Raw genomic sequence first — 13,908 nt, forward strand, 5'->3', positions numbered from 1 at the left:
CTTTGTGTCGAACGGCACTTTCATGCGCGCTCAGCGCAGGAACAAGCGGGTGCGTCCGTCCGGGGCCGCCAATTCGTCCTCGTCCGCCTCGTCTTCCTCTTTGAGGCCGCGCAGCACCGCGAGCGTCGAGCCGAGCAGGATCATCAGGCCGAACAGGATGCGGGCGCGGCGCTTGAAGGCCTCCAGCCAGGCGGCGAGACGGGCCAGCAGCGAAGCGGGCACGCCAAGGCGGGCGAGATAGTCCGCGGTTTCCTTCTCGTCGACACCCATCTGGAGCTGATGCACGGCGATCGCCGCATCCGGACGCGCCGATTCGATCGGGCGCGGCGGCGGCCAGCCGGGGATCATCGCCGCATTCAGTACGAACGAGGCGATGATGCCGGCGCGCTCCGGCAGCGCGCTGCCGCCGGGCATGGCGGCGAAGGCAAGCGGATCCCGCAACGCCGCATCCAGGCGCGGCACATCACCCATTGCGGACACTGTGCCGTGCGTGCGGGCCGAGGCAAGGGAAGCCGCATCGGCAGAAGCTGCCGTAGCAGCGCTGGCGGGCGTGACGGCGCTCGCCGATCGTGCCGACGCCCGGTCCGGCGCGTCGGCGGTCCGCGCGGCCACCTCGGCTGCTGTTCCATCCGCCTGGCTGGCGACCTGGCGGGCGTCGACGGCATCACCGATATGCGCGGCGACGCCCGCCTCACCGATGACGCCGGAGCCGGCAAAGCCCGGGAATGCGTCCGCCCCGGCGGACGCCCCCTCCTCATGCGCCTCCGCCATGCGCGCGACCAGATCGCCAAGGAGCGAACCATCATCGGCAGCTGATGGTACCGTGGCCGGCGAGGACATGGGGACATCCGCCGCACTCGCCTCTATCGCAGCCTGGACCGGATCGAAGGCGCCGATGGCGTGCGACGGCTGCGAAGCCGGGGACGAGGATTCGCCGGCAATCGCCGGATTTGCGGCCGTCATCGTGCCGGTCGAAGCGCCGGCTCCGCCGGAAGTCGTCGAAGCCGGCCGCTGTCCCTGGCCCGGCATCGAGGTGCGCAAGCCCTCGAGCAAAGGCGGGCGCAGGCCGAGCAGGCTGCGCGAGGCTGGGAGCGCAGCCCGCGTATAAAGGTCGGTGTCGGCCGCCTGTCGGGAGGCGTCCTCGGGAACCGCCGGCCCGCCTGGAACAACGTCGGCCGATGGCTTCACCGTGCCCGGTGCCTGCGGTAGGCCGCGGTCGATTCCCGCCGGTCGCGTCTCGCCGCCGACATTGCGGATGATGTCGAGCGCCGCGGCGAGCCGTTCCCCGCCGGCCACCATGCCGATCAGGCGGTCGAGACTCATGCCGACGAGCCCGCGCGCCGCGCGCGCATCTCCAGTGCGACGCGCCAGCGGCTCACTTCGGCGCGCACCGCGTCGGGAATATCGCCGGCGCCGGCATGGGCATCGAAATTCTTCAAGTGCTCGGCAGCAGCAGTGAAGTCCCCGGTCCGCAACGCGATCTCCAGGGTGTGAAAGTCCGGCATCGCCCAGTCTGGCCGCAGCCGCCCGGCGATCTCGAAGGCCATGGCGGCCTCGGTGAAGGCGCCGCGAAGCTTGAGGCACACGCCATAGCCGATCCAGTAATCGGCGCTGGTGCCGTCGAGCAGGCAGAGCGCCTGGAACAGCGGTTCGGCGCGCTCCGGCCGGCCGGCGGCGAACCAGCGATGCGCCCGCGCATAGAGCACCTCGTCGGTGCCGGCCGGCAAGGCGAGCGCGCCGCCGAGCGTCTCGCCCTTCGACAGGCGCTCGAAGATCGGCCCGCCCTCGATGCCGAGCGCCGCGGTCGCCGCGCCGAACAGCTTGCCCAGCACCGCGGTCTCGCCGGCATCGAGGCCGAGCGTTCGAGCCAGATGACTTTCGGAGAGGTGGCCGTCGGCCATAGCGGGGGCGTCAGGCATTGATGGCCGCGAGGGTCTGCAGCAATTGCCTGGCGTCGTTGACGACGACGGCGTTGCGCTCGGCCTGGCCGAAGGTCACGGCATCGCGCAGATCCTCCTCGGCCTCGGCGTGATGACCAAGCGCAAGACAGGCGCGGCCGGAGAGCAGATAGCCGCGCGAATCCCGCGGCGCCAGCGCGATCACCGCCGACGCCGCCTGCAAGGCAAGCGGATTTTCTTCGAGCTGGAGCGCGCAATTGGCGAGGCCGACCTGGAAGTCGACGACCATCGGGTCACACAGCACCAGCGCTACATAGACGCGCATCGCTTCGGCCGCGGCGCCGCGCTGCAAGTGGCGCCGCGCAACGTCGAGGCCGATCTGCAGATCGGCACTTTCAATGCCCAGTTCCTTGCGGAGCGCGCCGCCGACGAGCGATTGCACCATCGCCTCGCGGGTGTTGCTGTCCTCGACAGACACGTTCATCGAACTTCCCTTTCAAGACGGCTGAACCGGGCCCAGAGCACTTTCCCGCCGTTCGGCTTTCATCCGAACGGCAAGGGCTCTAGAGCCGGATAATGAATTCGCCACGCACATCGTCGGCGGCGCCGGCGGGCGCCGGTGCCGGGCGGGTCGTGGGCCGCACCGCGAGCTCCGGCTGATGAAACTCGACAAGCTGCAGCACGTCCTCGACCCGCCTCGACAGACTTTCCGCCGTGCCGCCTTCATAGCGCCAGTCCGCCTCCACCCGTACGACAGCTTCCGGCTCGTCGCCGATGAGGCAGACTCCGGCGCGGTTGCCGACCAGGAAACCGAGATTGGCGCGCAACAGGCGCGAGACCTGCTCGCCCTGCCGGAACGGATCGGCGGCGAGCCGGCCGGGCGAAGCGGAGACGAGAATGCCCTCGCCGTCCCGGCTCTCGGCGAGCGCGATTGCGGTGCCGTCGACCGTCAGCGTCACCGCGTCCTCCGTGCCGAAGGACGGCGCGGGCATGCCGAGCCGCGCCCACAGCGCGGTCACGGTCGTTTCGAAGCGGCGATTGGCCATGTCGTCCTCGTCAGACCTTGGTCAGTGCCTGCATGTGGTTGGCCTTGGCTTCCTGAAGCTCCTTCAGGAAGTTGATGATCTGCTTGACCATGTCGTCGAGCGCCTGCTGCATTTCCTTCTTCATGTCGGCCTGGCCTTCCTCATACTGCGCGTTCGCCGCCGAGATCGAGCCGAGGGCGTCCAGTTCCTTGGACTGCGCCTGGGTGATGGAGGATGCGGCGTTGGCAGCGCCCTGGCCGAGCTGGTTCACGGTCTGGCCGATGGTGCCGATATTGGTCGCCTGCTGCAGCTTCGACTGGAACAGGTTCATGTTGGACTGCGAGGTGGTGAAGGAGCTGTTCAGACCCTGGAGGTCGAACTCCTTGTTGAGGCTGTCCAGATCCTTGTCGTAGTGCGCATCGTTCTTGTCGAGCTTGCCGAGCGCGTCCTGCTTGATGCCGTCGATCTTGGTCATGTTGTTGGCGTCGTTCTTCATGGCCGCCAGATTCTTGGAGGCCTGGAACGACGACATGCCGGCGGCGACGAGCGAGACCGCCGACATGACGACGGTGAGCACCAATGCGGTGATGGCGCCGGCCATCATCTTCTCGGCGGCTTCCTTCATCTGGCCGGCCTGCGCCATCAACTCGCCACGTGCGGTCTCGCGGGCATTGAGGCGGCCTTCCAGCGCTTCCTTACGCTGCTCGCCGGCCTGCTCGATCATGGCGCGGGTGAGGAATTCGATGCTGCTGCTCGACTGGAGCAACTGGGCGACCTTGCCGGCGAGCGACTCCAGGCCGTCGAGCGTGGTCTCGATATCGGCCGGCGGGTCACCATTGATCGGGGCCAGCTTGGTGCTGAGCTGCATCAGCGCCAGGAACGCTTCCTTCTGCGCCGGGGGCATATCGGCGATGCGGGCCTGGATGCCCGCCGCCACGGTCTGCGCCTCGGTGTCGGAAACCGTGAGCTGGCCGTTCTGGTAGAAGGACGGCGGCAGCAGGGTCTGGAGAGTGGCTGAGTCGATGGGCATCTGATCTGTCTCCTGCTGTCTCAGGCCGAGAAGCGGGCGCGCGAGACACTGTTGCCGGTGTCCTGGATGGCGTCGGTCAGCGCATCAAGCATGGCATTGAAGCGGTCGGTCGCGGCCATCAGCCGTTGCAGCGCCTGGTCGATGAAGTCGTCGAGCTGCGAGAGCAGCGCCTCGAACTGCTTGCCCTCGGCCTGCAATTCCTTGGCTTCGGACTCCTTCTTCGTCGCCTCGTAGCGGATGGCCCCGCTGGCGATATCGCCGACCGCGGTGGCGCCGGTGATGACGCCGTTGGCGATGGTGGACACCGCCTGCGCCATCGTCGCGATCGCGGACGCCTGTCCGCCCGGCACGAAGAAGGTCGCGACCGCCGCCGCGAGGCCGACAATCGCCAGGCTTATGCCGAACCCCATATCGGCCTTCGCCCAGGCCTCCGGATTGTCGGGCTGCGCCAGCTTGGCGAAATTGCCGGCGATGCCGAGGCCGGTGGACATCTTGACCGCGGCGTCCACCATCATGATGACGCTGAGCACGCCGGCGGCGATCATCAGCCCGCCGACCGCCTGGAAGCCGGGAATGACCGAGAGGACGGCGCCGATGACGATCATCAGCAGCGCCGCCAGCGCCTGGAAGGCGAGCTTGATCTTGTCCCAGATGCTGCCGCTCTCGCGCATGCGGCGGGACTCCTCGATCTTCTTGGAGGCCTCTTCGAGCTTCGAGGTCTTCTCGCCGATGGCGGTGCGCTTCTTCTCCTGGTCGATCGAGATCTTGTCCTTTTCCGAGCTCTCGACGATCTGCTTCATCAGCGTGGTCGCCTCGACCAGCTTCACCGAGGAATCATCGTTCGAGATCTTCGGCATGAGGCTCATCATGCTCTTCATCAGCGCGCCATAGGCCGCGACCTGGAACAGGCCGGGATCCGGCACCTGGCCGCCGGCGCCGTTGTTACCCTTGCCGACCTGGTTCGGATCGTTGGCGGTGTTGTTGAGGGCGTTGGGATCGGTGATCTGCGTGGTGGTCGCGGTGCTGAGGGTGATCGCCATGAGTCCGGCCTCCTGAAAGCTGAAATCGGCGTTGCAACGGGAGAAGCGCTGGGCGGGCGCTCAGGCGCCGCGGCGCGCCTTGATGATGTCCAGCATCTTCGCGGCGTGCTGGGCGTGCTCGGGGTCGCCGGAGTTCTTCTGCACGAGCTCGATCGCGGTCTCGAAGCACTCGACCGCCTCGTCGTCTTCCTGCGCGGCGAGGAAGCACTCGCCGAGCCGCAGGAAGCCTTCCGGATTGGTGGCATCGAGCGCAATGAACTGCACATAGAGCTTGCCGGCCCGGGAGAAATCGCTCTCCACCTGGTAGGTCGCGGCCAACGCATAGATCACCCGCTCGTCGAGCGGCTCGATCTGGTAGAGCCCGGTGAGCAACTCGCGGGCCTTGGCGGGCTCGCCGAGCTGCAAAGTACGGATACCCTGCGCCAGTATGGCGTCACGGTGGTCCTTGGTGATGTCGAAGATGTCGGCGAGCGACAGGCCCTCCTGCATCAAGGCGAGCACCTGGCGCTGCTTGTCGTTGAGGTCGGCCTTGGCGAGGAAATCCTGCATGGCGGCACCGGCCATGGTGAACGAGGCCTGCAATTCGGCTTCGCTCGATATCATTCCGTCAAGGATCGACATGGACTTTCCTTCCCCCGTCATCGACCAGAAAAGACTACCGGGCCGGGGAAGCACTTCTTGTGTCGAAGATGACATGCGGCGCGATCTTTGCGGGATGCCGACGCGCGGCTCCCCGCGCATCGCTCACTCGTCGGCGCCGGCCTTCTCGGCACCGTGGCGCAGATAGACCTCCATGGCGTCGCGGGCCCGGCCGGTCTCCTTGAGCTCGTGCAGGCAGCGCATCTTGAGATAGCGGCGCATGCGCTGGCGCTCATTCAGCCGGTAGCTGCCGAAGCGCTCCGCCGGATCGACACGGTCGAGCTCCTCGATGCAGGCAAGCGCCGCCGCCCATTCACGCACCGAGAAGCGCAGCACGGCACGCGCCAGCAGCACGTCGGGCGTGCCGTCGCCAACGAGGTGCAGTGCCTCGGCAAGCACCGCGGCGCGGTCGACATAGCCGTGCCGGGCGAGCACATAGATATTGAGCAGCAGGAAGTCGCGCTCGCGCCGCCCCAGCACGCTCTTTGCCGGCAAAGCGGGAACCGGAAGGCGGCTCATGCGCGCAGCAGCGCGGCGAGTGCCGAGCGGATTTCGTCGTCGAGGCCGATATCGGCACCCAGCAGCGTGGCGGCCTGTTCGAGTATGTCCCGGCTGCGGCCGCTCGCGCTGAGCGATCGCTCGACAAACGCACTGCGGGCGCCGACACGGGCGTCCGCGAGCGCGGTGGGATCCAGAAGGTCGGGGTCGACCGTCGCCGGGCGCAGGAACTCCGGCAGTCGCTCGTCGAGCGAGGGCCGCTGCAGGATCTCCTCGAGCGGCCGGTATTGCGGCATGAAGGCCGGCGCGCTGGTGCCGTCGCGCGGCAGGTGCACCTCGTCCGCGACGTCCCAGCGGGTGATCGATTCCAGCCCGATATCGAGGTTCCGGATGCGCATCGCTGTTCGGCTCCGCTGGCCTGCCGCTGTCGTCAGCTGGACCGGGCGATGTTCTGCAGGATTTCCGACATCTTCGACAGCGCATTATTGGCGAGGTCGAAATGCCGGTTCTTCTGCTTGTCCAGCGAATTGACGTTGTTCATCTTGATCTGGCTTTCCTGGTTGATCAGCGTGACACGGTCGGAAAGCTGCGAGCCGAACGTATCCCAGGTCGATTTGGTCCATTTGTTGATGTAGTTGGTGTTGTTCTCGAACATGTCCTGCTTGGCGCGGGTGATGCCCTTCAGCTTTTCGATCGGATGCTGGACGCTGCCCAGCGCATCCTCGAACATCGACAGGATCTTGTGCTGCGAGAGCGCGGTGGTCGCGCGCGTGGCGTCGTCGTCGTCCTTGTCCTTGCCGTCATTGTAATTGTAGACCGAGCGCGCTTCTTCCTGCTTGGTCGGATTGAAGGCTTTCACGGTCTCGTTGACCGCGCTCTGCATTTCGGCATAGGTCTTGAGCAGGGCGTTGGTCTGGTTGATCTCTTCCGTCTGGATCGCCATCTTGGCTTCGTCATTCAGATTGTAGTTGAGCTGCAGCATATAGACGAGCGTCGGCACGTCGATGCTGCTCGGCAGCGGATCACCGGTCGGATCCTTCAGCCCCGCGATCTCCAGCCGCTTGTTCTGCAGCGCCAGTATCTGCTTTTCCTGGGTCATGAACAGCGTATAGCCGTTGCGGATGGCCTGGCCGCCATCGAGGCTCACCACGCCGTCGGTGTAGGTGACGGTCTTGTCGTCCTTGGTGAACGACTTGGTCGTTTCCGCCCACGAGCCGGCGAACGCATCGACGCGGGTGAAGCGCTCCTTGAGGTCGTTCACCAGATTGCCGACGTCGATCGGCGAGAAGATCGCCATTGCGTCGAGCTGCTTCTGGATATTCGCGATCTGGTCGAGGAACACCTGCTTGTCCGTCGCGGGGACATTGGTGTTGTTGGTGATCGCGGTCTTCTGTGCGGTGAGGGCGGCCTGCACCACCGTCTTGTCGGTGGTCAGGCCGAGATTGATCGCCTGGCCGGTCTCGACGCCGGTGGTGGCGTTCTTGGAATAGAACGTCGAAAATGTCGCCAGACGCTGCTGATCGGCCAGCGACATCTTGGAGATGGTCGCCTTGTCCAGCTTCTGCACGACATAGGTCTTCAAGCCGTCGGTCGACAGCATGATGGTGGCGGTGTCGGGGGGTATGCCGATCTCCTTGCCGGCATTGGCCGAAGGGGCGCCGAACTTCTTGATGTATTCGAGCTGGTAGCTCGAATGCCAGCTCAGGAAATCATCGATCTTGACCTGGTTCGGCGGCTTGTCGAAATCGTCCGGGCGGCTTGCGGTCGGCAGCGACTTGGCCGCGCTCGACCCATCAAACACCGGGAACCGCGCGTCCGCGCCCTCGGCGATCTCAGGCGATTCGGTGCCGACATCGCTGCCCGGCAGGTAATGATAGGGAATCGGTCCACTCGGGATCGGGTCGAGGGCCATGGCTGCTATCTCCGTTCGGCTCGTCAGAGCCTGAGAAAGGTGCGGGCCGGCGCGGCGGCCGAGCTATCGTCGAGTGCGGTCTCCGCCGCATGCCGCGGCGCGATCCGGTGCAGCGTGGCGCGGGCGGCCGGTGCAGCACCGGTGCGCGCAATGATCAGTTCGTCCACCCGATCGCCGAGCCGGTCGAGAGCGGTGCTGAACGCTTCCATATCCTCCGCGCGGGCAAGATCGGCGAACAGCTCGGCGGCGCGAGCGTCCTCGCGTATCAGTTCGGCGGCGCCGAGCGCCTCCAGCATGGCGCGGATCTCGAGCAGCACCGCGGCAATGGCGGCTTTGCGCGCCGTCGGCACTGCTTCCTGTTCCGCCGGCCGCATGCCAGACCTCTCGCCGCGTTCCGAATGCGCCCCGCACCATCCGCCGCCCACTTAGCCAGCCGGCGGCCCGCGCGCCTGTGTCAAATGTCACAGTGCCGTCCGGTGAGTGCGCCGGCTGGCTGTGCCGTTCGTGACTTTGACGATTCGAACCGGTGGCATGATCCGCCGCGAAGGGGGGCACCGGCGGCGGTGCGCCGGAGGCATCGGGATCATGGAGCCTGTCTTAACGCTTTCGCTCGGCCGGCCGACCAGCGGCGGCGTTCCGGGAGCGATGCTCGCGGGGTCCTCGCCGGCGGACATCGAGCGACAGCTCGGGCAAGCCCTGGCCGACTTCACCCGGCGTGTGGGCGCTGGCGATATCGGTGCGCGCGCTGCGCTGGAGCTGATCCCGGTCCGCGGCGAACAGCTGCTTGCGGAGATTTCGTTCGAACTCGCCGAGCGCATGGCGGGCGAGGCGGAAAGACCTGTCGAAGTCGGCAACAGCGCCCTGGCTGAAAGGCATGCCCTCGCGCCGATCGCCTATGAGCTGGCGGGCGAGATGGTCGAAGGCGGCCGGTTCCGTGAGGTCGTGGTGCTGCTCTGCGCCATTGCCGGGCTTCCCGGCGGCGAGTTCGACGGCCTGCTCGGGCTAGCGGTCTGTGCATTGCGGCTCGGCCGGCCCGAAGTGGCGCTGGCGCTCGCCCAGGAATGCCTGAAGCGCGATCCGCGGCACCCGCGCGCCTGCTGCATCGCCGCCCATTGCGAATTGAAGCGCGGCGATCGCCGCACCGCACAGCATTATTTCGCGCTCGCCGCCCGTGTGGCGCGCACCCGTCCGGAATTCCGCGAGGATCTGCGCTCGGCGCAGCGCGCCCTCCTCCTCATGCATCTCGCCTGATGCACCCTTACCCGTGAGCGGATAGCGATGATCTCCGAGGCTTTCGAGACCGAAGATGTGCGGCTGCTGACCGACATTGGCTTTATCGCCCTGTCGCGCGGGCTCGACACGCACGCCACCGCCATCTTTGAAGGGGTGCGGGCGCTGCGTCCGCGGCAGGAGGCCGGTCCACTCGGGCTTGCTCTGGTGCACATGTTCCGCGGCGAGCTCGATCAGGCGGTCGCCGGCCTCAGGGCGCTGCCGCCGAGCGACGCCGCGCTCACCTTCCTCGGCATCGCACTGTCGCGCCAGGGCGCGCAGGCCGAGGCCCGCGACATCCTCGCCGATGTCATCGCCACCGCCCCCGACACCCCGTTTGCGGTGTTGGCCCGGGAGGCGCTCGGCTGACCGTTGTGCCGTACGGCACACAAGCGGAGCGGCCGGCATAGGATGCTCGCACGGCGGGGTTTGCCTCGTTGGGGGAGAGATCACATGGCCTCGGTGCCTTCGGCTTATCTTGGCCCATCGGCGGTAACGCGCGGCGTCAGTCTCGACAGCGCGCTCGACGGCGCCCATTCGGTGCAGCGGGTTGCCGCCTTCGATGCGGCCATGGCACGCCAGTCCGGCCAGGCGGCAGCCATGCAGCCGGTGCAAGCGGTCGCTCCGGCGAGCGCGGCGGATCCGGCGCAGGCCCCGACGTCGGCGAAGCCGGTGCAGGCGAACGAGGGCACCGACGCGGTGCGGGCGCGCCGGGCACTCGAACTCGACGGCGCCACCAGCGCCAAGCCGGCCAATGGCGACATGATCCTCAATGGCCTCCAGCATTTGCGCGGCGAGTTCAACTCCCGCATCTCCAAGGTGAACGAGGCGCTGGCGTCGAACGGCATCGACACCAAGACGCTGTTCGCCATGCAGGTCGAGGTGGTGAACTTCACCATGCTGGTCGACATGACCTCGAAGCTCACCGGCAAGTCGACGCAGACCTTCGACAGCCTGATGAAGGGCCAGTAGCGGTCCGCCATGACGAGCCATCCGATGCGCCCACGCGAGGCGGCCAAATGGCGCCGCCCTGCGGTGAAAGCCGCTTTTCTCGCCATGGCGCTGGCGCTCGGCGCTTGCAAGGCCGACCTCTACACCAATCTCACCGAGGTCGACGCCAACCAGATGATGGCCATCCTGCTGGCCAACGGCATCTCCGCCTCCAAGGCGCCAGTAGGCGAAGGCTTCACGGTGCAGGTGCAGGATGGCGACATGCTGCGCGCCATCTCGCTGCTCAATGAGCGCGGCTTTCCCAAGAGCACGCGCGATTCGATCGGCAAGGTGTTCGAGAAGAGCGGGATCATGTCCTCGCCCTTCGAGGAGCGGGTGCGCTACATCTATGCGCTCGGCGAGGAAGTCGCGCGCACGCTCAGCCAGATCGACGGCGTGGTCACCGCGCGCGTGCATATCGTGCTGCCGGAGGCGCCGAAGCTCGGCCAGACCATCAAGCCGTCCTCCGCCGCCATCTTCATCAAGCACCAGCCGGGCGTCGATCTCGACTTCCTGGTACCGCAGATCCGCCGCCTGGTCAGTTCCTCGATCGAAGGGCTCGACTATGCCGCGGTCACGGTGGTGCTGGTCGAGGCCGAGCCGATCCGCACACCGCTGGCCGCGGCGGCCGCGGTGTCGACCGTCGAGGTGCTGCCGGGCGTCTCGATCCTGCAGAGCGACCAGGAGCGCTTCATGCAGTTCGCCTATGTCGGCGCCGGCGTGTTCGCGTTGCTGCTCATCGGCAGCATTGCCGGCCTCATCGGCATGGTGCGCTCGCGTCCGCGCAAGCGTGGCGATGCCGGCCCCGGCGGGTCCGCGGTGATGGAGCCGTCCTGATGGCGGCCGCCGCACACCCGGCAGCGCCGCCCGATGCGCGAGCAACCGGGCTCGCGGTGCGGCTCGCCGCCATGCTGGCGTCGCCGTTCGAGGCGTTTCCCGCCGCGGCCGCGGCGCTGGCGCCGCTCACGCCCGGCGAGTTGCGCAAGGCCGCCGCGCATCCTGCCTTAGCCCGGCCGCTCGGTCGCGCCGCCGGCAATGCGCTCGGCCTGCCGAAGGTGGTTCTGGGCGGTGAGACGCTGGCGCGCCTTGCCGATAGCCCGGCCCATCGGCTGGCGGCGCTGGTGCTGATGGAGCCGGCTCCCGCGGTACGCGCCGCCGGCACAGTGCTCGCGAGCGCCGTCGTGCATGGCAGGGTGATCCGCACCACGCTGCGCGCCGAGCGCGACCATATGCGCGCCGCGCTGGGCGATGAGGGTTTCGAGATCGCGACCCGCGAGGCGCCGATGCTGCACGCCTGCCTCGCCGGTCTCGACAGCCCCGCCGCGACTGCCGAACCGCTGCTCGGTGCGCTCGCGCCTGCCGAGGCCTCTGCACGCCTCGCGGCCTATGGCGTCGCGGTGCTGACCCGCTTCGCCGCCAGTGTCGAGCCGGCCTTCGCCAGCCTGCTGCCGCTGCGCTGGGTCGAAGAATACGCCGCTCCGGCAGCGGTGCCGAGCGAGATGCAGTGCACGCACATCGTCAAGCTGCTGCAGCGGAGGATGCCGGCATGGTCGGCCACTATCGGCTGAGCGAATTCGGCTTCGACCTGCCGGCCGGTGCGCACATCGTCGCGCCGGAGACGGTGCGCGCCGTGGAAGGCGCCACCGCCTTGATCGAGGCCGCCGAGGCCAAGGCCGCCGGCATCGTCAAGGATGCCGAGCAGGCCTATCAGGAGGAGCGCGAGCGCGGCTATCGCGACGGCCTCGCGAAAGCGCGGCTGGAAGCCTTCGAACGGCTGCTGCGCGAGAGCGCGACACTCGATGCCGAATTGCACCGGGTCGAGGGCGAGCTTTCCCGGCTGGTGCTGGCCTGCGTGCGCAAGCTGGTCGACGGCTTCGACGACCGTGCCAAGGCGGAAGCGACAGTGCGCAGCGCGCTGAAGCAGATGCGCCGCGAGAAGCGCGCCGAGCTGCGCGTCGCGCTCAGCCAGTATGGCCATTTCAGCGAGGCGATCGGCGCGATCACCGCGCAGTTCCCGGAAGTGGAGCTGATCGACGTGGTCGAGGATGCCGGGCTGGAAGCGCCGCGCGTCATCATCGAGACCGGGATCGGCCGGGTCGATGGCGATCTCGGCAGCAATATCGCCGAGCTGGAGGCGATCCTGCGTCGGGTGGTCGCCGGCGAAGAGGAAAGCGCGCCGCTGCCCGAGGCGGCAACGCCATGAAGCCGCTTTCCGAGCCGGATTTCGCCGGCCCCGAGACCCCGGCCGCCATCGAGGCGGAGCGTCGGCGGCGTATCGGCCAGCGCCTCGGCATCGCGGCCACGGCCTTGACCGGCGCCGCGGAGGGCTTCCGCCCGTTCGGCGCCACCGGGCGGGTGAAGAAGGTGGTCGGCACCATCATCCATGCCGCCGTTGCGGACGTGCAGGTCGGCGAGATCGTCGAACTCCATACCCGTTCCTCCGGCGCCCGCATCTTCGCCGAATGCGTCGGTTTCCTCGCCGACGAGGCGTTGCTGGCGCCCATCGGCGAGACCCAGGGCATCTCGCCGCGCACGGAGGTGCGCCGCACCGGACGGGTGCAGTCAGTCGGCGTCGGGCCGGGCCTGAAGGGCCGGGTGCTCGACGGGCTCGGCAATTTCATCGACGCCAAGACCGAGATCTTCGTTCCCGAGACCTATTACCCGGTCTATCGCGCGCCGCCGGATCCGATGAAGCGGCGCGTCATCGACACACCTTTGCCGCTGGGCCTGCGCGTGCTCGATGGCCTTTTGACCTGCGGCGAGGGCCAGCGCATGGGCGTGTTCGCCGCGGCCGGTGGCGGCAAGTCGACGCTGCTTTCCATGCTGGTCAATGGCGCCGAGGTCGATGTCACCGTGCTGGCGCTGATCGGCGAGCGCGGCCGCGAGGTGCGCGAATTCCTCGAGCACGATCTCGGCCCGGAGGGGCTGGCGAAATCGGTGATCGTGGTCGCCACCTCCGACCGCTCCTCGATGGAGCGCGCCAAGGCTGCCTTCGTCGCCACCGCGGTGGCGGAATATTTCCGCGACCAGGGACAGCGCGTGCTGTTCCTGATGGATTCGGTCACCCGCTTCGCCCGCGCGCAACGCGAGATCGGCCTTGCCGCCGGCGAGCCGCCAACCCGGCGCGGCTTCCCGCCTTCGGTGTTCGCCAACCTGCCGAAGCTGATGGAGCGCGTCGGCATGAACGACAAGGGCTCCATCACCGCGCTCTACACCGTGCTGGTCGAGGGCGACGACATGAACGAGCCGGTGGCGGACGAGACCCGCTCGATCCTCGACGGCCATATCATCCTCTCGCGCAAGCTGGCCTCGGCGAACCATTACCCGGCTATCGACGTGCTCGCCTCGAAGAGCCGCGTGATGGATGCGGTGACGACGCGGGAGCATCGCGACATGGCGCGCAAGGTGGTGTCGTGGCTCGCCACTTATGCGGACGTCGAACTGCTGATCAAGGTCGGCGAATACAAGAAGGGCTCGGACGCCGAGGCCGACATCGCCATAGCCAAGATGAGCGCCATCAACCAGTTCCTGCGCCAGCGCACCGATGAGTTCGACAGCTTCGACGCCATGCTCGGCAAGTTGCAGGGCCTGATGCGATGAGAGGCCA

Annotated in this window: 18 protein-coding genes; 7 read left to right on the forward strand and 11 right to left on the reverse strand. The window is 67.6% G+C overall.

From position 1 onward, the window contains the following. Positions 1–30: 30 nt before the first annotated feature. The 11 genes from G3545_RS18945 to G3545_RS18995 form a co-directional block, all read right to left on the reverse strand. Positions 31–1,323 (reverse strand): hypothetical protein, encoded by a 1,293-nt coding sequence (locus tag G3545_RS18945; protein ID WP_170014816.1) that lies wholly within the window; start codon positions 1,321–1,323, stop codon positions 31–33. Then, positions 1,320–1,919 carry a hypothetical protein gene (locus G3545_RS18950; RefSeq protein ID WP_170014817.1) on the reverse strand — a complete coding sequence of 200 codons (600 nt, stop codon included), beginning with the start codon at positions 1,917–1,919 and terminating at the stop codon, positions 1,320–1,322. Before G3545_RS18950 ends, G3545_RS18945 begins: the two co-directional genes overlap by 4 nt. Next, the gene (locus G3545_RS18955) at positions 1,912–2,382 is read right to left on the reverse strand and encodes a tetratricopeptide repeat protein (protein ID WP_170014818.1); all 471 of its coding nucleotides are present in this window, start codon (positions 2,380–2,382) and stop codon (positions 1,912–1,914) included. The genes G3545_RS18950 and G3545_RS18955 overlap by 8 nt, the downstream gene beginning before the upstream one ends. Positions 2,383–2,461: 79 nt before the next feature. Next, on the reverse strand, positions 2,462–2,944 hold the full coding sequence (locus tag G3545_RS18960) for a CesT family type III secretion system chaperone (protein WP_170014819.1): 483 nt from the start codon (positions 2,942–2,944) through the stop codon (positions 2,462–2,464). A 10-nt stretch (positions 2,945–2,954) separates the two neighbouring features. Next, positions 2,955–3,953 carry a type III secretion system translocon subunit SctB gene (sctB, locus tag G3545_RS18965; protein WP_170014820.1) on the reverse strand — a complete coding sequence of 333 codons (999 nt, stop codon included), beginning with the start codon at positions 3,951–3,953 and terminating at the stop codon, positions 2,955–2,957. A gap of 20 nt (positions 3,954–3,973) precedes the next feature. Beyond that, the gene (locus G3545_RS18970; RefSeq protein ID WP_170014821.1) at positions 3,974–4,993 is read right to left on the reverse strand and encodes a hypothetical protein; all 1,020 of its coding nucleotides are present in this window, start codon (positions 4,991–4,993) and stop codon (positions 3,974–3,976) included. A gap of 60 nt (positions 4,994–5,053) precedes the next feature. Next, positions 5,054–5,614, reverse strand: a complete 561-nt coding sequence (locus tag G3545_RS18975) for a hypothetical protein (protein ID WP_170014822.1) — start codon at positions 5,612–5,614, stop codon at positions 5,054–5,056. Positions 5,615–5,737: 123 nt separating this feature from the next. Next, complete coding sequence (locus G3545_RS18980) at positions 5,738–6,151, reverse strand: hypothetical protein (protein WP_170014823.1); 414 nt, start codon at positions 6,149–6,151, stop codon at positions 5,738–5,740. Further along, a complete protein-coding gene (locus tag G3545_RS18985; RefSeq protein WP_170014824.1) occupies positions 6,148–6,528 on the reverse strand; it encodes a hypothetical protein in 381 nt (126 codons plus the stop codon). Before G3545_RS18985 ends, G3545_RS18980 begins: the two co-directional genes overlap by 4 nt. Before the next feature lie 32 nt (positions 6,529–6,560). Next, complete coding sequence (locus G3545_RS18990) at positions 6,561–8,042, reverse strand: hypothetical protein (protein WP_170014825.1); 1,482 nt, start codon at positions 8,040–8,042, stop codon at positions 6,561–6,563. 23 nt (positions 8,043–8,065) lie between these two features. Then, on the reverse strand, positions 8,066–8,416 hold the full coding sequence (locus G3545_RS18995) for a hypothetical protein (RefSeq protein ID WP_170014826.1): 351 nt from the start codon (positions 8,414–8,416) through the stop codon (positions 8,066–8,068). Positions 8,417–8,627: 211 nt separating this feature from the next. Between G3545_RS18995 and G3545_RS19000 the strand changes: the two genes are divergently transcribed. The 7 genes from G3545_RS19000 (at position 8,628) to sctN (ending at position 13,901) form a co-directional block, all read left to right on the forward strand. Then, on the forward strand, positions 8,628–9,293 hold the full coding sequence (locus G3545_RS19000) for a hypothetical protein (protein ID WP_170014827.1): 666 nt from the start codon (positions 8,628–8,630) through the stop codon (positions 9,291–9,293). Between the two features lie 27 nt (positions 9,294–9,320). Further along, on the forward strand, positions 9,321–9,680 hold the full coding sequence (locus tag G3545_RS19005; protein ID WP_170014828.1) for a hypothetical protein: 360 nt from the start codon (positions 9,321–9,323) through the stop codon (positions 9,678–9,680). Positions 9,681–9,764: 84 nt separating this feature from the next. Next, positions 9,765–10,283, forward strand: coding sequence for an EscI/YscI/HrpB family type III secretion system inner rod protein (locus G3545_RS19010; protein ID WP_170014829.1), 519 nt, complete (start codon positions 9,765–9,767; stop codon positions 10,281–10,283). A 24-nt stretch (positions 10,284–10,307) separates the two neighbouring features. Further along, positions 10,308–11,138, forward strand: a complete 831-nt coding sequence (gene sctJ / locus G3545_RS19015; protein ID WP_170014830.1) for a type III secretion inner membrane ring lipoprotein SctJ — start codon at positions 10,308–10,310, stop codon at positions 11,136–11,138. Beyond that, complete coding sequence (locus tag G3545_RS19020; RefSeq protein WP_170014831.1) at positions 11,138–11,869, forward strand: hypothetical protein; 732 nt, start codon at positions 11,138–11,140, stop codon at positions 11,867–11,869. Before sctJ ends, G3545_RS19020 begins: the two co-directional genes overlap by 1 nt. Next, a complete protein-coding gene (locus tag G3545_RS19025; RefSeq protein WP_170014832.1) occupies positions 11,848–12,504 on the forward strand; it encodes a FliH/SctL family protein in 657 nt (218 codons plus the stop codon). Before G3545_RS19020 ends, G3545_RS19025 begins: the two co-directional genes overlap by 22 nt. After that, complete coding sequence (gene sctN, locus G3545_RS19030; RefSeq protein WP_170014833.1) at positions 12,501–13,901, forward strand: type III secretion system ATPase SctN; 1,401 nt, start codon at positions 12,501–12,503, stop codon at positions 13,899–13,901. The genes G3545_RS19025 and sctN overlap by 4 nt, the downstream gene beginning before the upstream one ends. Positions 13,902–13,908: the final 7 nt, after the last annotated feature.

This window comes from Starkeya sp. ORNL1 (genome assembly GCF_012971745.1).
Classification (GTDB): Bacteria; Pseudomonadota; Alphaproteobacteria; order Rhizobiales; family Xanthobacteraceae; genus Ancylobacter.